At 29.0% G+C, this 18,696-nt stretch carries 18 protein-coding genes; 6 read left to right on the forward strand and 12 right to left on the reverse strand.

Annotated elements, in window-relative coordinates; all coding sequences use genetic code 11:
• Together leuS and ACTTAO_RS03510 are read right to left on the reverse strand one after the other, a co-directional pair.
• The gene (gene leuS, locus ACTTAO_RS03505; protein ID WP_440690910.1) at nucleotides 1–2,538 is read right to left on the reverse strand and encodes a leucine--tRNA ligase; all 2,538 of its coding nucleotides are present in this window, start codon (nucleotides 2,536–2,538) and stop codon (nucleotides 1–3) included.
• A gap of 14 nt (nucleotides 2,539–2,552) precedes the next feature.
• Nucleotides 2,553–3,122, reverse strand: a complete 570-nt coding sequence (locus ACTTAO_RS03510) for a DUF3576 domain-containing protein (protein ID WP_440690911.1) — start codon at nucleotides 3,120–3,122, stop codon at nucleotides 2,553–2,555.
• Between the two features lie 240 nt (nucleotides 3,123–3,362).
• Here ACTTAO_RS03510 and ACTTAO_RS03515 point away from each other — a divergent pair, with 240 nt between their 5' ends.
• Nucleotides 3,363–4,334, forward strand: a complete 972-nt coding sequence (locus tag ACTTAO_RS03515; protein ID WP_440690912.1) for a porin — start codon at nucleotides 3,363–3,365, stop codon at nucleotides 4,332–4,334.
• A 63-nt stretch (nucleotides 4,335–4,397) separates the two neighbouring features.
• Here ACTTAO_RS03515 and ACTTAO_RS03520 read toward each other — a convergent pair whose 3' ends face one another.
• Nucleotides 4,398–4,913, reverse strand: coding sequence for a thiamine phosphate synthase (locus ACTTAO_RS03520; RefSeq protein ID WP_440690913.1), 516 nt, complete (start codon nucleotides 4,911–4,913; stop codon nucleotides 4,398–4,400).
• 9 nt (nucleotides 4,914–4,922) lie between these two features.
• On the opposite strand from ACTTAO_RS03520, the gene ACTTAO_RS03525 reads away from it, so the two are divergent.
• Nucleotides 4,923–5,582, forward strand: a complete 660-nt coding sequence (locus tag ACTTAO_RS03525) for a YggS family pyridoxal phosphate-dependent enzyme (protein ID WP_440690914.1) — start codon at nucleotides 4,923–4,925, stop codon at nucleotides 5,580–5,582.
• Here ACTTAO_RS03525 and ACTTAO_RS03530 read toward each other — a convergent pair.
• Nucleotides 5,579–6,073 (reverse strand): L,D-transpeptidase family protein, encoded by a 495-nt coding sequence (locus tag ACTTAO_RS03530; RefSeq protein ID WP_440690915.1) that lies wholly within the window; start codon nucleotides 6,071–6,073, stop codon nucleotides 5,579–5,581. The genes ACTTAO_RS03525 and ACTTAO_RS03530 overlap by 4 nt on opposite strands.
• A gap of 11 nt (nucleotides 6,074–6,084) precedes the next feature.
• On the opposite strand from ACTTAO_RS03530, the gene ACTTAO_RS03535 reads away from it, so the two are divergent.
• Nucleotides 6,085–6,648 carry a response regulator transcription factor gene (locus tag ACTTAO_RS03535; RefSeq protein ID WP_440690916.1) on the forward strand — a complete coding sequence of 188 codons (564 nt, stop codon included), beginning with the start codon at nucleotides 6,085–6,087 and terminating at the stop codon, nucleotides 6,646–6,648.
• A gap of 102 nt (nucleotides 6,649–6,750) precedes the next feature.
• Here the strand turns inward: ACTTAO_RS03535 and ACTTAO_RS03540 are convergent, their stop codons facing one another.
• The 6 genes from ACTTAO_RS03540 to grpE all read right to left on the reverse strand — a co-directional run bounded on the left by ACTTAO_RS03540 (nucleotide 6,751) and on the right by grpE (nucleotide 13,081).
• Complete coding sequence (locus tag ACTTAO_RS03540; protein ID WP_440690917.1) at nucleotides 6,751–7,680, reverse strand: adenosine kinase; 930 nt, start codon at nucleotides 7,678–7,680, stop codon at nucleotides 6,751–6,753.
• Between the two features lies 1 nt (nucleotide 7,681).
• Nucleotides 7,682–8,335 (reverse strand): endonuclease III, encoded by a 654-nt coding sequence (gene nth / locus ACTTAO_RS03545; RefSeq protein ID WP_440690918.1) that lies wholly within the window; start codon nucleotides 8,333–8,335, stop codon nucleotides 7,682–7,684.
• The gene (dapB, locus tag ACTTAO_RS03550; protein ID WP_440690919.1) at nucleotides 8,335–9,111 is read right to left on the reverse strand and encodes a 4-hydroxy-tetrahydrodipicolinate reductase; all 777 of its coding nucleotides are present in this window, start codon (nucleotides 9,109–9,111) and stop codon (nucleotides 8,335–8,337) included. Before dapB ends, nth begins: the two co-directional genes overlap by 1 nt.
• Nucleotides 9,112–9,281: 170 nt before the next feature.
• The gene (gene dnaJ, locus ACTTAO_RS03555) at nucleotides 9,282–10,409 is read right to left on the reverse strand and encodes a molecular chaperone DnaJ (protein WP_440690920.1); all 1,128 of its coding nucleotides are present in this window, start codon (nucleotides 10,407–10,409) and stop codon (nucleotides 9,282–9,284) included.
• 29 nt (nucleotides 10,410–10,438) lie between these two features.
• Nucleotides 10,439–12,364, reverse strand: a complete 1,926-nt coding sequence (gene dnaK, locus ACTTAO_RS03560) for a molecular chaperone DnaK (RefSeq protein WP_440690921.1) — start codon at nucleotides 12,362–12,364, stop codon at nucleotides 10,439–10,441.
• A 63-nt stretch (nucleotides 12,365–12,427) separates the two neighbouring features.
• The gene (grpE, locus tag ACTTAO_RS03565; RefSeq protein ID WP_440690922.1) at nucleotides 12,428–13,081 is read right to left on the reverse strand and encodes a nucleotide exchange factor GrpE; all 654 of its coding nucleotides are present in this window, start codon (nucleotides 13,079–13,081) and stop codon (nucleotides 12,428–12,430) included.
• Between the two features lie 36 nt (nucleotides 13,082–13,117).
• Here grpE and rdgB point away from each other — a divergent pair, with 36 nt between their 5' ends.
• Nucleotides 13,118–13,720: an RdgB/HAM1 family non-canonical purine NTP pyrophosphatase gene (gene rdgB, locus ACTTAO_RS03570; protein ID WP_440690923.1), complete on the forward strand. Its 603-nt coding sequence runs from the start codon at nucleotides 13,118–13,120 to the stop codon at nucleotides 13,718–13,720.
• Here rdgB and ACTTAO_RS03575 read toward each other — a convergent pair.
• Nucleotides 13,704–14,858, reverse strand: coding sequence for an ABC transporter substrate-binding protein (locus ACTTAO_RS03575; protein ID WP_440690924.1), 1,155 nt, complete (start codon nucleotides 14,856–14,858; stop codon nucleotides 13,704–13,706). The two genes, rdgB and ACTTAO_RS03575, sit on opposite strands and share 17 nt — an antisense overlap.
• A gap of 33 nt (nucleotides 14,859–14,891) precedes the next feature.
• On the opposite strand from ACTTAO_RS03575, the gene rsmI reads away from it, so the two are divergent.
• Both rsmI and ACTTAO_RS03585 read left to right on the forward strand, forming a co-directional pair.
• Entirely contained in the window at nucleotides 14,892–15,752 is an 861-nt protein-coding gene (rsmI, locus tag ACTTAO_RS03580) for a 16S rRNA (cytidine(1402)-2'-O)-methyltransferase (protein WP_440690925.1), read from the forward strand.
• Nucleotides 15,742–16,338: a BON domain-containing protein gene (locus ACTTAO_RS03585; RefSeq protein ID WP_440648164.1), complete on the forward strand. Its 597-nt coding sequence runs from the start codon at nucleotides 15,742–15,744 to the stop codon at nucleotides 16,336–16,338. Before rsmI ends, ACTTAO_RS03585 begins: the two co-directional genes overlap by 11 nt.
• On the opposite strand, the gene ACTTAO_RS03590 is transcribed toward ACTTAO_RS03585, so the two are convergent.
• Nucleotides 16,335–18,623: an NADP-dependent malic enzyme gene (locus tag ACTTAO_RS03590; protein ID WP_440690926.1), complete on the reverse strand. Its 2,289-nt coding sequence runs from the start codon at nucleotides 18,621–18,623 to the stop codon at nucleotides 16,335–16,337. The two genes, ACTTAO_RS03585 and ACTTAO_RS03590, sit on opposite strands and share 4 nt — an antisense overlap.
• Nucleotides 18,624–18,696: the final 73 nt, after the last annotated feature.

The following is an 18,696-nucleotide window of genomic DNA, read 5'->3' on the forward strand; positions in this document are numbered from 1 at the left end:
TTAGATTATAATATTTATAAGCTTATTTGGTATATAAATTTTTTTTCTTATATTTTTATTTGTTAAATATTTTTTTAAGCTTGTATCTAATTGAATCTTATTAATTAAATCATCTTCTTTAAGATTTCTATCAGAGTTAATAATTCCTCTTTTTTTACCATTTATCTGTATTACGTAATTTACTGTTTCTTCATGCAAAAGTTGTTCATTATATTTTGGCCATTCTAATGAGTTTATATTTAATAGTTTAAGACACTCGTTAGCAAAATGCGGAATTATAGGTAACATTGTGATTAAAATTTTTCCATAATTTTCAATCAAGGTTTCTTTCTTATATTTTTTTATTAATTCTTTAGAATAAAAATTTTGCATCTCATGCAAATTTGCAATTAAGATATTGTAACTAAAATTATTAAGACTATTGTTTACTTTTTTTATAAATTTATTAGTAAATTTTTCCAAACTATTGTTTTCTTTTTCGTCATGATTTTTTTTAATTTCTTCAATTACTTTTTGATTTAAATTCCAAAGTTTTTGAATAAATTTATATGAGGATGCAATACCTTCATCTGACCATTGAACATCCTTTTCAGGTGGGCTATCTGATAATATAAATAGTCTAGCGGCATCAGCTCCATAAATATTTATAATTTTTTCAGGATCTACTGTGTTTTTTTTTGATTTGGACATAGATTCTGATGGTCCAATTTTTACTTCTTGTGACGGATCACTTTTCAATACTTTTTTTCCATTTTTAAGATCAACTTCATCTGGACTTAACCAATTGTTATCTTTATCTTTATAAGTTTCATGACAAACCATACCTTGAGTAAATAATCCTTTAAAAGGTTCTTGTATTTCAAAATTATTATTATTATATGAAAGTGCTTGCATAAAAAATCTCGAATATAAAAGATGAAGAATTGCATGTTCAACTCCTCCAATATATTGATCAACAGGCATCCAATATTTCATTTCTTCATAATCAAATCCATATCCTGTCTTTTTTGGTGAACAAAATCTTAGAAAATACCAAGATGAATCAACAAATGTATCTAAGGTATCAGTCTCTCTTGTGAAGTTTTCATTTTCAATTTTAATATTTTTCCAGTCGTGTTCTTCATCTAGCGGGTTCCCATTTGAAGTAAACTTATTTATTTTTGGCAATTCAACAGGGAGCAAATTCTTTGGAATTTTATGAGGGTTTCCATCCTTATCATAGATAATTGGTATTGGACAACCCCAATACCTTTGTCTTGAAATTCCCCAATCTTTTAAACGAAAGTTAATTTTCTTTTTTCCTAATTTATGTTCCTCTAGATATTCAATTGATTTTAGAATTGCCTCGTTAGGTGATTTAAGATTGTTTAAAAATGAAGAATTAATAATATAACCATCATCTGTAAATGCTTTGTCTTTTACTTTAAAGTCTGTTTTATTTTTTTCAGGAGATACGACTGTTTTAATTTCTAAATTATATTTTATTGCAAAATCTAAATCTCTTTGATCATGTGCTGGACATCCAAAAACCGCCCCTAATCCATAATCCATTAAAACAAAATTCGCAAAGTATACAGGAACTTTTAAATTAGGATCTAATGGATTTGAAGCTATGAGATTTGTCTTAAAGCCAATTTTTTCAGCATTAGCAATCGACTCTTCAGTAGTACCTGTTTTAGAACACTTTTGTTTAAACTCTAAAAATTCCTTATCATTTTCATAAAACTTAGAAATAGGATGATCAACAGACAAAGCTATAAATGACATTCCAAAAAGAGTATCAGGCCTAGTTGTGTAACACTCAACCTCACTTATATTTTTAGACGGATCATCAATTTTGAATTTTACTTCACAACCAAATGATTTACCTATCCAATTTTTTTGCATTATTTTTACTTTGTTTGGCCACTCTTCAAGATTGTCTAAATTGGACAATAATTCCTCAGAAAATTTTGAAATTTTAAAAAACCATTGATTTAGTTTTTTTCTTTGCACTTCAGCGCCTGATCTCCACCCTTTACCGTCTATAACTTGTTCATTTGCTAGTACTGTTTGGTCTACAGGATCCCAATTTACATAATTTTCTTTTCTGTAGACAAGACCTTTATCAAACAATTCTAAAAAAAATTCTTGTTGATGTTTATAGTATTCGGGTGAACATGTTGAAATTTCCCTATCCCAATCAATCGCCAAACCCAGTTTTTTCAATTGAGTTTTCATTGTAGATATATTTTTTTCAGTCCATGTTTTAGGATCTAAATTATTTTGTCTTGCAGCATTTTCTGCTGGCATTCCAAAAGAATCCCATCCCATTGGATGCAACACATTATAGCCCTGTAAAGATTTGTATCTTGCCAAAACATCACCAATTGTATAATTTCTTACATGTCCCATATGAATTTTACCCGAAGGATAGGGAAACATTTCTAGGCAATAAAATTTTTTTTTATTTTTTTCTAATTTTGTTTCAAAAGTTTTCTCTTCTTCCCAAATTTTTTGCCACTTACTCTCAATTTCTTTGAAATTATATCTTTCCACTTTGATCGATGGTACTAGTTATCTTTTTTGTCTTTGTTTTGAGCTTCTTTTTTGTAAAGTGTTGCTTTTTTTAATATTTGTTTTTTTAGTTCTGGAGCTAACTCATCATTAATTTCTTTTATGATACAATTAGACATATTATTACATTTTTTATTAAACACTTTGATGTCCAATGCATCTGCCCTAACCTCATTTGTTAAAAATCTTATTGAGATTTTTATACTTTCTCCACTTAAACTTTGATCAGCAGCGTACCAATCAGTGACAATAATACCACCACTATAATTAACAGAGCTTAAAGGCATAAAATCAATTGCATCCAATGAAGCTCTCCATAATTCATTAGAGCTTGCAAAGTCAAAAACACCACCTTTTGGTCCACTAAAAGCATCATTTAATTTGAAGCCTCTTCCTTCTTCAAGGTTTTTTTTAACTCTTAAAGCGGGATCGGCAGGAAACTTTCTTGCATCACTTCCAGGTAACTTAAATTTTCCATCTGGACCTTTGCAAGAAATTAAAAAAATTGGCAGAATAAAAAAAATTGTGAAAATTCTTAAAAAAAGTTTAGATTTATTTTCTCTCACTTTGATCCATCCTGTATTTTGTGAACTGTGGCAACTATTTTAATATTAATAAATAATTTGTATCTATATAGAAAAAATTTCATAAATATAGGTTTTTCAGGGTATTTTAGTGTTGTAAAAATATCACATATTAAAAATTATATTCAAAAATGAAATTAAACAGAAACCATTTATCAGTTTAAATGCTAAAAACACGCTGTTTATTATTAATAATTAACAATAACTTAAGGAGTAATTAATATGAACAAATTTAAAAAAATCGGACTATCTGCATTAGCTGGTTCGCTAGTTGCTTTCTCTGCAAACGCAGGTGAAATGACAGTAACTGGTGGAGCTTCTGTAGGTGTTGAACACATTAACGGTGGTGCTGCTAACGGTGGTAAGTCTTTTTACATGGGTAATCAACTTACTTTCTCAGGTGGTGGTGAGTTAGACAATGGTATGAATGTATCATTATCTTTCGTGATTGACGAATTTGACAATGACACTACTTCAACTTCTGGACCTGCAAATGGTTCAATTTTTGATGGTCACTCACTTTCAATTGGAATGGATGGCTTAGGAACTTTAACTTTCCATGGTGAAGGTGGTGGTTCAGCTGTTGGTGATATGGACGGTTCTGCTGCCGGTGGTATGTGGGATAACTTCCAAGCCGCTGCTGATGAGCCTAAATCAGGTAAAGCATCAGATGATATGATCACTTATGCTCTTCCTTCATTGTATGATGGTTTAGCATTAAATGCATCTTACACACCAACAGGTGATGGTGGAGCTGCTTCATCAACTTCATGGTCTGCAACATACACAGGTATTGAAGGTTTAACTATTGCTTATGGTACTGGTGAAGACAACAGTACATCTGTAGAAGCTGATGCAACTGCATGGAAAGTATCTTATGCATATGGTCCAGTAACTGTAACAGCTACTGACCTTGAGTATGATCATGGAACAAGTACATCAGACAGAAATATGGAGTCTCAAGCGATCTCTTACACACTTAGCGATGAAATTTCACTTTCATACGGTGTAGAAGAAATCACTGATGGTTCTGCATCTTCTGAAACAGCTGAATTTTCAGGTTTCGGAGTATCTTACACAGCTGGTGGTATGACACTAACTGCTAAGTCTCAAGAAGCTAAAAACATCAGCTACTCAACAACTGCAACTGAAGACCAAGAGCTTTGGGTTGTAGGTGCATCATTTGCATTCTAATTTGATTTAGATCAAATAATTTAAAAAGGGCCCCTTTTTAGGGGCCTTTTTTTTATCTTTTACTTATTCAAAGTAAGATATTCCTGCAAAACTAGATAATTTTATAAGATTAATTTGTTTTTTGTTTTTTTTTGTTATTCCACCTAATACAATTTTATCTTTTTTAGTAAGTCTTGATAATAATTTCAATCTATTAATTCCTAAATAATTTTTATTTTTTTTGAATAATGAGGATAAAACAATTTTTTCAACTTTTTGTTTTTCTTTAGTTCTAATTTCTTTAATGTTATGTGCTGATCCAATAATTACAAAATTTTTTTTAAAAGAGTAAGCTAAATGTTTTAAATCAGTATTAAAAGCTGGAATGTATGCACCATCTAAGTTTAATTTCAATGCTAATTTTATGTTATTTGATAAATAAAATTTAATTGATTTTTTTTTACAAAATTTTTTAATTTCTACAATAATCTTTTCATCTAGCAGTTTTGTAGAATAGTTTCTGTAAATTATGATAGTTTGTTTGTCTTGTTTGCTAATATTATTTGTATCAAATTTATTTATAAAGTAATATTTGATCATCTTGTTTGTATGCATAATACTGTAAAAAATTTATTAGATATTGAAAATAATATTAAAAATCATCTTAATAAATTAAATATTAATAATAATCCTAATATTATTGCTGTATCTAAGACTTTTAGTATAGACAAAATCCTACCGCTTATAGATTACGGTCACGTTGATTATGGTGAAAATAAAGTTCAGGAAGCTGTTGAGAAATGGACAGAAGTAAAAAAAAATAATTCAAAAATCAAACTTCACATGGTTGGGAAATTACAAACTAATAAGGTGAAGTTTGCTGTTAAAATCTTTGATTATATTCATTCAGTAGATAGCCAAAAACTTGCAAAAAAAATATTTGATGAACAAAGTAAATTAAATAAAAAAATTAAAATATTTTTACAAGTTAATATTGGAGATGAAAGTCAAAAATCCGGGATAAATAAAAATGATGTAAACCAACTTATTTCTTATTGTAAATACATAGGCCTAGACGTAATTGGTTTGATGTGTATCCCTCCTGTAAATACTGACCCAGAATGCTTTTTTGAAGAAATTAAAAAATTAAATAAGGCCTCAGGTTTAAAGGAATTAAGTATGGGCATGTCTTCAGATTTTTTATTAGCTGTTAAACATCAGGCCACTTATGTAAGGATAGGATCTAGTATATTTGGTCAGAGATATTAAAAGATTTTTATTTTGGAATTTCTTTTAATTAATTTTAGCATAATTAAAAAATCTTTTTTGCTTAAAGCAACACATCCAGCTGTTGGTTTGTAGTCTTTAGTTAGATGAATAAAAATACAACTTCCTAGACCAACGATAGTCTTTTTGTAGTTGTACTTAATTGGAATTAGCAAATCGTACTTATGATCTTTCCTTTTCAATTTTTCATGTCTCATTTTTTTTTCTATTTTAATTAATTTGTTATATTTTTTTGGAAAACGAATATCATCGCACCAACCCATTTCTTTTTTAATTTCTATACTTTTTATTGAAGTTAAAGGTTTTTCTATTCTATCTTTTCTATAATACAAATTTCCAATTGCAAAAGTTCCTTTTGGTGTTTTTTTATCTCCTTCTTTTTTATTTCTGGTAGAACCATTTTCGCCAATACAGCAGTTAAACTTAAATTGATCTATTTCAAGTGTATGTTTATTTTTAACAAAAATTGTCATATTCTCTTTTAGTGAGTAATCAAAATTTAATAATATATAAATTTAGTAAATTATATCAAATTTTTGATGAACTTAGATTAGATTTAAATTTCAACATTATCTTTGTGAGTGATGAAAATTCTTTAAATGAGACAATTAAAAAACTTCATAATTATTTAATTATATCAAATAAAAAATATCTAAATTTCAATCATCAATTTGTTTTAGATAATATACCAATTAATATTTTTAAATTAATTGAAAAAATAAATATTGAATTTTTAAAAATACAATTCAACATTCAGTCTGAAGTTAAAGTAAAAAATTATATTATTAACCTGAATTCAAGAGAAATGATTATGAATAATAAAAATCTTAAATTGACTGAAAAAGAAATAAATACAATTACTTATTTATCTGATTCAAATGAACCAGTAAGTATTAATGAATTAGAAGAAAAAGTTTGGTGTTATCAATCAGATATAGAAACCCACACTGTTGAGACTCATATATATCGATTGAGAAAAAAAATTTTAAACACATTTGATGATGATAATTTTATAATTAGTGAAAAAAATGGTTATAAAATTAAATAAGAAAAACCCATTTTCTAAAGACTTGTTTAGTAGAAAATATAAACAAAAAAGAGTTAAGCCCAAAAAGGGTAAAGGAAGTTTCAAACGAAAGAAAAATTAAATTTATAGTCTTGCTCCAATTTGTTGGATTACTCTTGATGACATTTCAGTACCTTTTTCAAGACATTCTCTTGTAGATAATTTATTAATGTAACCATGTAAAAAACCAGCAGCAAAAAGATCACCTGCGCCTGTAAGATCAACAATTTTCAAATTTTTTTGTATATCACTTTCAACAACTTCATCACCATTAATTGCAACTGCACCTTTTTCTCCTCTAGTTACAATTATTAATTTGTTAAGTTGTTTTGAAAAATTTACAACTTCATCAAAATTTTTTGCGTCAATTAAAGAAGTAATTTCTTGTTCGTTAGCAAAAGTTATATTGAGTTTGTTTTTAACTAAGTTCAAAAAATGAGGTTTGTGTCTATCCACACAAAATAGATCTGAAAGAGACATTGCGACTTTATTTGCACTATTTATAGCTTTATCAAATGCCTTTTTGGGTTCTCCTTCATCCCACAAATAACCTTCTAAAAATATCATCTCACTTTTTTTAATAGCATCAGAACTAATATCATTTTCATTAATTTTTCCTGCTGTACCCAAAAAGGTGCACATTGTTCTTTCTGAATCTGGAGTTACTAATATTAAACATGTTCCTGTTGGCAATTCTTCTCTCTTTTTTGAATAAAAGTATTCCACATTTTCTTTTTTTAATCCTTCTTCATAATTACTACCAAATTTATCATCTGAAACTTTTCCTATAAATCCAGCTTTATTTCCAAGCTGAGATATACCAACTATTGAGTTTGCAACTGACCCTCCTGAAACTGTTTTTTCAATCTTGAGATTTGTTAATAAGTTTTTGAATTCATTTTCATCAAAAAATAATTTCATCGTACTTTTTGTAAGTTTGTTTTTATCAATAAAATTATCATCAACTTTACAAATGACATCCACAATAGCGTTTCCTATTCCTAAAATTTTCATGTTAAGCCTTTTTGGTAATAACAGGTTTTTTTCTATTTGGGTAGCAAGTAGTGCATATTTTACAACTTAACCCATAACAGTCTCTGGCTTTACAGTATTCTCTTCCATAAAATATTATTTGGAGATGAAGCTTAGACCAAGTTTTTTTTGGGAAAATTCTCTTTAAATCTTTTTCAGTTTGAACTACATTTTTTCCATTTGTTAAACCCCAACGTTGTGCAAGTCTGTGAATATGAGTATCAACAGCAAAAGCTGGATATCCAAAACCTTGGGACATTACAACACTCGCTGTTTTATGACCTACACCAGGCAGTTTTTCAAGTTCTTCAAAAGTTTTGGGTACTTTACCTCTGTGCTTTTCTAAAACTTGTTTTGACATTAAGTAAATACTTTTGGCTTTAACTCTAAAAATTCCAATTTTTTTGATTAATTTTTCAATTTTTTTTCTTCCTAATTTTACAAAATGTTCTGGCTTATAATATTTTGGGTATATATCCTTAGTCACATTATTAACATTTAAATCAGTGCACTGAGCAGATAACAGTACAGATATTAATAATGTAAATATATTTTTACTTTTTAAAGGAACGGGTGTTTTAGGATAAATTTTATTTAAAGTTTTAATTATGATTTTTGCTTTTTGTTTCTCATTCATTATGAAAAGTTAAGCAAATCTCTCATCGAATATAATCCTGGTTTTTTTTTCATTAACCATTTAGAGGCAGTTAAAGCTCCATCTGAATAAAGTGCTCTATCAAAAGCCTCATGGTTTAATGTAATTATTTCTTTTCCACTTGAGAATTTTACTTCATGTTCACCAATAATTTCACCTTTTCTAATTGAGTTAAAATTAATTTTTTTTCCATAAGGAAAAGATTTTTTATTTAAGAATTTTTTACCAATTAATTTATATAAATCTTTACTCTTCCCATCAGCAATTCCTTTGCCAAGCATTAATGCTGTGCCGGATGGATAGTCTTTTTTATGTTTGTGGTGTACTTCAAATATCTTGCTCAAGTATTCCTCATTTAGTGATTTAGAGGCAATTTCAGTTAAATACATTAGTAAATTTACACCTAAACTCATGTTACCAGCTTTTAAAATAGCTATTTTTTTTGAATATTTTTTAATTTGATTTTCTTGGGCTCTAGTAAATCCAGTGGTACCAATTACTACTTTTTTTCTTAATTTTGATGCTATTTTTAATATTTCAAGGGTGCACTTGGGAATAGTAAAATCAATAATTACATCAATTTTTTTAAAGGCTTTATCAGAATTTAATTCAGGTTTAATTCCATTAAATTTTTTATTTACTAATCTATTTTCTGTTAGTGTAACTAATTTAAAATTTTTATTTTTTTTTGATGATTTTATGAGCTGTTGACCCATCCTACCCATACATCCTGAAATAGCTAAATTAATTTTTTTCATTAAGTGATAAAATATAGAAGTATCATAAGAACAATTATAATGACACCCCAAATACTTAAATTTTTAATAAATACTTTTTTCTTTAGGTTTGATTTTATGAAGCTAGGTAAAATTAGAATTAGTATTAATATTAAAGCTATTGATGGAATTATTTCTTCTATACCCATAATTTAATTTTTCCAAAAATCTTTAGCTTTTTGAAAAAACTTTTTAATACTTGGATTTGATTTATCGTTTTCTATTTCTCTAAATTGTTCCAATAATTCTTTTTGTTTTTTATTTAGATATACAGGCACCTCTGTTTTTACCTGAACATATAAATCACCAAAATCACCTCTTCTCATAAATGGCATTCCTTTGCCTTTTAATCTAAATTGTTTACCATTTTGAGTTCCATCTGGAATTTTTATTTTTGCTCGCCCACCATCAATTGTTGGTATTTCAATGGTAGTTCCAAGAGCTGCATCAGCAAGAGATAGGGGAAACTCAAAAAATAGGTTTTCATCTGATCTTTTAAATAGTTCATGAGAGTGAACATTTATAAATAAATATAAATCGCCTGTAGCACCACCTCTGCTGCCAGCCTCACCTTTTCCGGCAAGTCTTATTCTAGTACCATCATCTACTCCTTTAGGAATAGTTACAGATATTTTTTTGGATGTTTGTTTTTTCCCCTGACCATTACAATCATTACATGGATTAGTAATTTCTTCACCATTACCATTACATTGTGGACAAGTTTGTTGAACAGTAAAGAAACCCTGGTTAGATCTTATTCTTCCATTGCCTCCACAATAAGAACATCTGTCTGGAGAATAACCTGGTTCTGAACCATTACCTTTGCAAGTTCCACATTGTTCAGTGGTTCCAAATTTTATATCTTGTTTTTTCCCATGATAAGCTTCTTCTAACGAAATTGATAAATCGTATCTTAAATCTGAACCTCTGGTATTTGATCTTCTGTTTCTCGATCTTCCACCACCTCCAAAATCTCCAAAGAAATCTTCAAAAATATCTGAAAAATCAGCTCCACTAAAACCACCAAAACCACCACCCGGTCTACCACCACCATTTTCAAAAGCAGCATGTCCAAAGTTATCGTAGTTTTGTTTTTTTTCTTTGTCTGAAAGTATTCCGTAAGCCTCACTAGCTTCTTTAAATTTTTCCTCTGCTTTTGAATCGCCTGGATTTTTATCTGGATGATATTTAACTGCTAGTTTTCTATACGCAGATTTTAGTTCATCAGGACTTGCGCTCTTGTTAACGCCTAGGACATCATAATAGTCTCTTTTAGCCATCAAATTACCCCAGACAATTAAATGTCAGTTTATGCGCTTTTTTCTTTATTCTCGTCTTTTACTTCTTCGAAATCAGCATCAACAACATTTTCGTCTTTTTTACTTGTATTATCTTCACCATCATCTTTTCCCGATTCTGGTTTAGCACTTTGTTGTGATTTGTAGATTGCTTCTCCAAGTTTCATTGAAGCTTGAACCAAAGCTTCTGTTTTTTTCTTGATATCTTCAATATCTTCACCTTTTAGAGCTTCTTTTACAGCAGATGATGCATCTTCAATTGCTTTTTTCTCTGTATCTGAAATTTTTGATCCATGCTCTTTTAAGTTCTTCTCTGTTGAATGAATTAAAGTGTCTGCTTGGTTTCGTACATCAACTGACTCTCTTTTCTTTTTGTCAGCTTCTTTGTTAGCTTCAGCATCTTTGACCATTTTTTCAATTTCTTCATCACTTAATCCACCAGAAGCTTGAATTTGTATCTTTTGCTCTTTACCAGTTCCTTTGTCTTTTGCTGAAACATTTACGATACCGTTAGCATCAATATCAAATGTAACTTCAATTTGAGGAACTCCTCTTGGAGCTGGAGCAATACCTACCAATTCAAAATTACCTAATAACTTGTTATCAGAAGCCATTTCTCTTTCACCTTGTAAAACTCTAATAGAAACAGCTGGCTGATTATCTTCAGCAGTTGAGAATACTTGGCTTTTTTTAGTTGGAATTGTTGTATTTTTATCAATTAGTTTTGTTGAAACACCACCAAGTGTTTCAATACCTAATGATAACGGTGTAACGTCTAATAAAAGAACGTCTTTAACATCTCCTTGTAACACCCCTGCTTGAATAGCAGCACCCATTGCAACTACTTCATCAGGGTTTACACTCTTATTAGGGTCTTTTCCAAAAAAGTTTTTAACTTCTGCTATAACTTTTGGCATTCTAGTCATACCACCAACCATAACCACTTCATCTATCTCACTTGCAGTAATTCCTGCGTCTTTTAAAGCAGTTTTACATGGAGGCATTGTTCTAGCAATTAAGTCTTCAACTAAAGCCTCAAGTTTTGCTCTAGTCATTTTTAAATTAATGTGTTTTGGACCAGTTTTATCTGCAGTTATAAATGGCAAATTTATATCTGTTTGTTCTGCAGATGATAATTCTATTTTTGCTTTTTCAGCTGCTTCCTTTAATCTTTGTAAAGCAAGTTTATCTGATTTAAGATCAATACCATTATCTTTCTTAAATTCAGAAATTAAATAGTCAACGATAGCATTATCAAAATCTTCACCACCTAAAAAAGTGTCACCATTAGTTGATTTAACTTCAAACACGCCATCACCTAACTCAAGTATAGAAACATCAAATGTTCCTCCACCTAGATCGTATACAGCAATTTTTTTATTTTGTTTTTTATCCAAACCATAAGCAAGTGATGCAGCAGTTGGTTCATTTATAATTCTTAAAACTTCAAGTCCTGCAATTTTACCTGCGTCTTTTGTTGCTTGTCTTTGTGCATCGTTAAAATATGCTGGTACTGTTATTACAGCTTTTGTTACTTCTGATCCTAAATATTTTTCTGCTGTCTCTTTCATTTTTTGTAAAATGAAAGCAGAGATTTGAGATGGAGAATATTTTTCTCCTTTTGCTTCAATCCAAGCGTCTCCTTTTTCAGAGTTAACTATTTTAAATGGTGCAGCTTCAACATCTTTTTTTACTGTTGGATCATCAAAATTTCTTCCGATTAATCTTTTAACTGCAAAAATTGTGTTTTCAGGATTTGTTACTGCCTGTCTTTTAGCAGGTTGACCTATTAATTTTTCATTTTCATTAGTAAATGCAACTACCGAAGGTGTCGTTCTTGCTCCTTCTGCATTTTCTAAAACCTTAGCTTGCGTTCCTTCCATTACCGCAACACAAGAGTTGGTTGTTCCTAAGTCTATTCCAATTATTTTACTCATAATATTATTGTCTCTCTTTCGTCATATAGGGTTTAAATTTGAAACTACAAGTTGATCTCATTATTATTTATCTCCTGAATTTTCCTGATTTTGTTCAGTTTTTTCTTCTTTTTTGGTAATTTTTTTTGAGACACCAACTAATGAAGGTCTTAAAAGTCTATCTTTAATAGTGAAGCCCTTTTGAATTTCTTGAACAATTGTCCCAGCTTCTTTAGTGTCATCTTCAATCTCCATCATTGCTTGATGAAAGTTAGGATCTAGTTTTTTATTAATACAATCAATTGGTTTAATATTGTTTTTTTCAAAAATAGAAATTAAATCTTTCTTTATTATTTCTAAATGCTCCAGTGTCTTTTTTAAAGCGTCTGTTTCTTTTAACTTGTCATCACTTTCTAAAACATGTTTAGAACGATCTAAGTTATCAATTAAATTTAACGCTTCTTTAGCAAAACTAGAGCCTCCATACTCAAAGGCATCCTCTTTTTCCTTTTCAAACCTTCTTCTTTGATTTTCCATTTCAGCAAAAGTTCGTGCCAGTTTATCTTCTAGTTCAGTAATTTTTTCTTCTGGAGTTGGTTCTTTAATCTCTTCTTTAGTTTCCTGAGGTGTTTCTTGTTCATTTTCACCTGCTGAGCTTTCCTCAGGTTTTTCTGTTTCTTTTTCTAAATTCTGATTTTCGTGTTCTGGAGTATTGTTTTGGTTTTCTTCTTTTTCCATAGGCACATATATGGTAAGGAATTTAATTATTTCTAGATGTCTAAGCAAAAAATTAAACAATTACTAATTGGCACTAATAACAAAGGTAAATTAAGAGAAATTAGGAATTTGTTACCAAATTACATCAAAATTTACTCTACATCTAATTTTAAACTTAAAAGTCCTGCTGAAAATGGAAAAACTTTTGAGGAAAATTCCTTAATCAAATCAAAACATTTTTCTAAAAAGACTGGTTTAATATGTTTGGCTGACGACTCTGGTTTGGAGATAGATCATTTAGATAAAAGACCTGGAATTTATTCTGCACGATGGGGAGGAAAATCTGGGGATTTTAATAAAGCTATTAAAAAAGTATTTAGAGAGTTAGATAAAAAAGATAAAAATTGGAAAAATAAAAAAATTAAAGCAAGATTTGTTTGTGCTTTATCAATCTCGCATTTAAATAAAAAAATTACTTGTGTAGTAGGCAAAGTTGAGGGTCGAATATCAAATGAGCCAAAGGGGAAAAACGGATTTGGTTATGATCCAATTTTTATTCCACTAAAAAAATCTAAAACATTTGGTGAAATGAAACCATCTCAAAAATACAAAATGGACCATCGCTATCAAGCTTTCAAAAAGCTTAAAAGATTTCTGTAAGTTTTTTATCTTCTATTTTATAAAAATTTAATCTGTGATTAATTTTGTTATCTTTAATATCAAAAATTCCTATCTTACCTTTAAATGAATTTTTTTTCCTAAATAATTTATTCATTTTCGAAAGATCTGATTTCAATGAAAGATAATATACTAAACCTACCAAATCATAACTTAACAGCGAGAGATGGGATGGGTTTTGATTAAAAGCATTAAAATATTTAATTTTATAATCATCAAAATTTTCTTTATTAATTGATGGATAATAAATTGGTTGAATATTTGTTTCTTCCATTAAACTTTCATCAAACCATTGGTTAAGGGTTATAAAGTATTTATTTTTTGGAGACACATCAGTGTAGAGCAAAGAGGTTGCAACGCTTTTAAGGCTTTCATTAAAATCAGATATAACAACTGCATCAAAATTTACATTTCCAATTGTGTATTTTTTTTCCAAGCTTTTAATTTTTCTTTCTTTATTTGGTTCATTTGACTCTTGAATTCTTTTTATTTCATCCGCTAGATTTTGTTTTCTAATTTTGTATTTAGTTATTTCCTCAATTTGTTTTGTAAGTTTTGTTGGCTCAGTATTATATTCGAAATTTTTAAAAACTTTTATTTTGGAATTTTTAACACCATCTTTCACTTCAAATTCAAAATTCTGAATTGGTGTTAAAAAAAGAGTTTTTTTTAAATTATTATTATCTAAAAATTTTTTTATAGTATTAAACTGTGATGTGGAATTTATTCCAGCAGAAATTACATTTTCAGGTAAATCTAAAGTTTTGTTTGTTAATGATAAAAAAGTTAAATCCTTCATCTCGTCTAAGTAAGTTAAACTTTCATGAAATATTGGCCCAATAACAATTTTTATTCCCATTTGTTTTAATTCAAAAGCAGACTTAAGAGTTTGGTTAGCTCTTGTTGCAGTATCTTTTGGATAAATTTCAATTAAATCATTATTAATATCTTTAACGGCCAAACTTACGGCCTTAATAATAGATGATCCCAGATCCTTATTTTCTCCAGTGATCGGAACCAACAGTCCAATTTTTATTTTTTCATTGGCATTAACTAAACTTAAGAAGTTTAAGAATAAGAGAAGTAAAGAAATAGAAATAATTTTGATAATCTTTTGCATTTTGATGTTATTATATAATTTTTAAGCTGAATTATGATCACAAAACCACAATTTAAACCAAATGATTATAAAAATGGGCTTTATTTAGTAGCAACACCAATAGGTAATTTAAAAGATATATCATTTAGATCATTAGAGGTTCTGGAAAAATCAGATTATATACTTTGTGAGGATACACGTGTTTCTAAAAATTTATTAGAAAAATATCAAATTAAATCAAAATTGATTTCAAATCATAAATTCAATGAAAAAAAAAATACATTACAAGTAATTGAATATTTAAAATCAGGTAAATTAATTTCACTTATATCAGATGCGGGAACTCCAAGTATCTCTGATCCAGGTTTAGTATTGGTAAATGAATGTATAAGAAATAATCTTAATATATTTTCAATACCTGGACCGTCAGCAGTTACAACCGCTGTTGCAGCAAGTGGGTTTTCAGATAAGTTTTTATTTTATGGTTTTTTACCAGAAAAAAAAAATCAAATTGAAGATGAATTAAAAAAATTATCAAATTTTAATCACAGTTTAGTTTTTTTTTCATCATCAAAAAAAATAAATAAACTTATTCCTGCATTTAAAAATTTTTTTAATGGAAGAAAAATAGTTTTCTGTAGAGAGCTCTCTAAATTGTATGAAGAGTATATTAGAAAGAATATTGATGAATTGGAATTATTTAACAATGAATTAAAAGGTGAATTAACAATAGTTATTTCTGAAAAAAAAGAGGAAAAAGCTTCGCAAATGTTAAGTGAATCAGATATTAATTTGATTAAGAAGATGATTAACAAATTAACTATAAAAGAAATTACAGATTTAATATGTAGCAATAAAAATATTCCCAAAAAAGTGGTTTATAATTTTTGCTTAAAATTAAAAAATGAAATTTAAAATTTTAATAATTATTTTTTTATCGATTATTTTATCAGGTTGTGTGCCAGGAGTTAGCTCAACTGGTTTATTCGGTACAGGAGTATCAGTAGCAATTGACCCAAGAACTGTCGGAACACAAATAGACGACTCTATTATGCAAAAAACAATTTCAAGTAAAATACTTGCTATGGATAAAAAACATTTTTTAAAAGTTAAAACTAAAGTTTTGGATGGAAGAATATTTATTACTGGAAAAGTTGATGCACCAGAAGAAAAATTAAAAATTACTAAAATTGCCTGGGAAACAAAAGGTGCTAGATCGGTAAGAAATGATATCAAAATAAAAGAGGAATTTAATTTTAAGCAGTCAGCAAAAGATTTACTTATAACGTCTCAATTAAGAACTGCCTTGATAGTAAATAAAAATATCAAAGCAACAAATTATCAAATAGATACTTATAAAAAGAAAATTTACGTTTATGGAATAGCTTTAACTGATGAAGAAAAAGAAATGGTTATCAGTGAAGCAAAAGAAATTCTTGATGTAGAAGATGTTGTTGCAAGTATTTTGCTACTTGAAGATTTGAGAATTCAAAAAAATTAATCTATTTTATATTCAATTACCTCAGATGAATAAGCAGCTATTGAAGCTAAATTGATAATTTCTGATGTTGAAGATCTAAGAGGAGCAATTTCAATTGGCAAACCAAGTCCAATCAATAAGGGTCCTATAACTTTAGTATCACCTAAAGTTTTCATTAGTTTATAAGATATAGCTGCACTATGTTGTCCAGGCATTATCAGAATATTTGCTTTACCTACTATTTTTGCAAAAGGGTACAGTTCTTCATAATCAGGATTTAAAGCAACATCAGGCTGCATATCACCATCAAATTCAAAATTAACTTGTTTATCTTTTAAAATATCTACTGCCGTACGAATATGTTTTGTTCTACTTGTCAAAGGTTGTCCGAATGTGGAATGTGAAACAAATGCTATTTTTGGATCAATTCCAAAAAGTCTTACTACTCTTGCAGCTGAAATTGCAATCTCAGCCATTTCTTCTGATGTAGGGTATTCATGAACACTTGTATCTGCAATGAAAATAGTTTTTCCCTTATTGACAACCATGTTTAGTCCAAACATTATTTCACCTTTTCTAACATCAACAACTTGTTTAATTTTTTCAAGAGATGCTCCAAAACGTCTAGTATTTCCTGTAACTGCACCATCCGCATCTCCACAAGCCACCATGCTAGTAGCCCAGACTACTCTATCGTTTCTGACCATTCGATCACAATCTCTTTCTAATAAACCTTGTTCTCTTTGAAGTTTTTTAAATAGATGATTTACGTATTTTTTTCTTTTTTCTTCATCTTTTGAATTGGTAATTTCGATATCAAAATTTTCGCTGTAACCTATATTTTTAATTTGCTCTTTAATTTTACTTTCTTTACCAACTAAAATTGGAATACCAAGTTTTGAATTTTTAAATGCTATTGCAGCTTTTAAAGTATTTTCATCTTCACCATCTGCAAAAACAATTCTTTTTTGATTCTTTTTAATGAACGAGTTTATACCTTGCATAATTGTAACTGTTGGGTCTAATCTTTGTTTAAGTTGCTCTTTATAGATTTCAAAATTATCAATTTTTTTTCTAGCAACCCCACTTTCAATAGCAGCCTTAGCTACAGCAGCTGGAATAACACTAATTAATCTTGGATCAAAAGTTGATGGGATTATATAATCCTTTCCATAATGAGGCCTTTCACCTCCCATGGCTGCCACAACTTCATCTGGAACATCTTCTCTAGCAAGTTTTGCTATAGCTTCAGCAGCAGCAACTTTCATTTCTTCATTAATTGTTTTTGATCTCACGTCTAGCGCACCTCTAAATATGTAAGGAAATCCAATTAAATTATTTACTTGATTGGGATAATCTGATCTTCCAGTTGCAATAATCGCATCATTTCTTACATCGTTTATTTCTTCAGGTGTAATTTCTGGATCAGGATTTGCACATGCAAATATAATTGGATTTTTAGACATGCTTTTAACCATATCTTTTTTCAAAACACCTTTAGAAGATAATCCTAAGAATACATCAGCCCCTTTAATTGCATCACTTAAAGTTCTTAAATCTGTATTAATTGCAAATCTTGATTTCCATTGATCTATACCTTCCGCTCTTCCTTTATAAATCACACCTTTTCGATCTAGCATTATTACATTTTCAGATTTTACACCTGAGTTAATAAATAACTCTGTACATGCCTGAGCAGATGCACCAGCACCATTAACTACAACCTTTATATCTTTGATTGATTTTCCACTTATGTCGAGTGCATTCAGTAAAGCTGCTGTTGTGATAATTGCTGTTCCATGTTGATCATCATGAAACACAGGAATATCTAATATTTCTTTAAGTTTTTGCTCTATGATAAAACAATCTGGTGCAGCTATATCCTCTAAATTTATTCCTCCAAAACTTGGAGCAAAGTTTTTAATTGAATTGATAATTTCATCAGCATCTTTACAGTCTATTTCTAAATCAATCGAATCTATATCTGCAAATCTTTTAAATAGTACTGCCTTTCCTTCCATAACTGGTTTAGAGGCTAATGCACCTAAGTTGCCCAATCCTAAAATTGCAGAACCATTACTAATTACAGCTACTAAATTTCCTTTACTCGTATAATCATAAGCTGCTTCTGGATCCTCACTTATTTTTTTAACTGGGGCAGCAACCCCTGGAGAATAAGCAAGAGCAAGGTCTCTTTTTGTAGTCATATTTTTGGAAGAGATTATTTCGATCTTGCCAGGTTTCTTATCTTTATGAAAATCTAAAGCTTCTTTATCTGTGTAATGATCAATCTTTGTTTTTTTCATTTTTATTAAACTGAATACAAACTTTATCTATTTTATATTTTTTATTATTTGGAATATTTGATCTATATATTCT

Origin of the sequence: Candidatus Pelagibacter sp. HIMB1782, assembly GCF_052047475.1 — a bacterium.
GTDB lineage: Bacteria > Pseudomonadota > Alphaproteobacteria > Pelagibacterales > Pelagibacteraceae > Pelagibacter.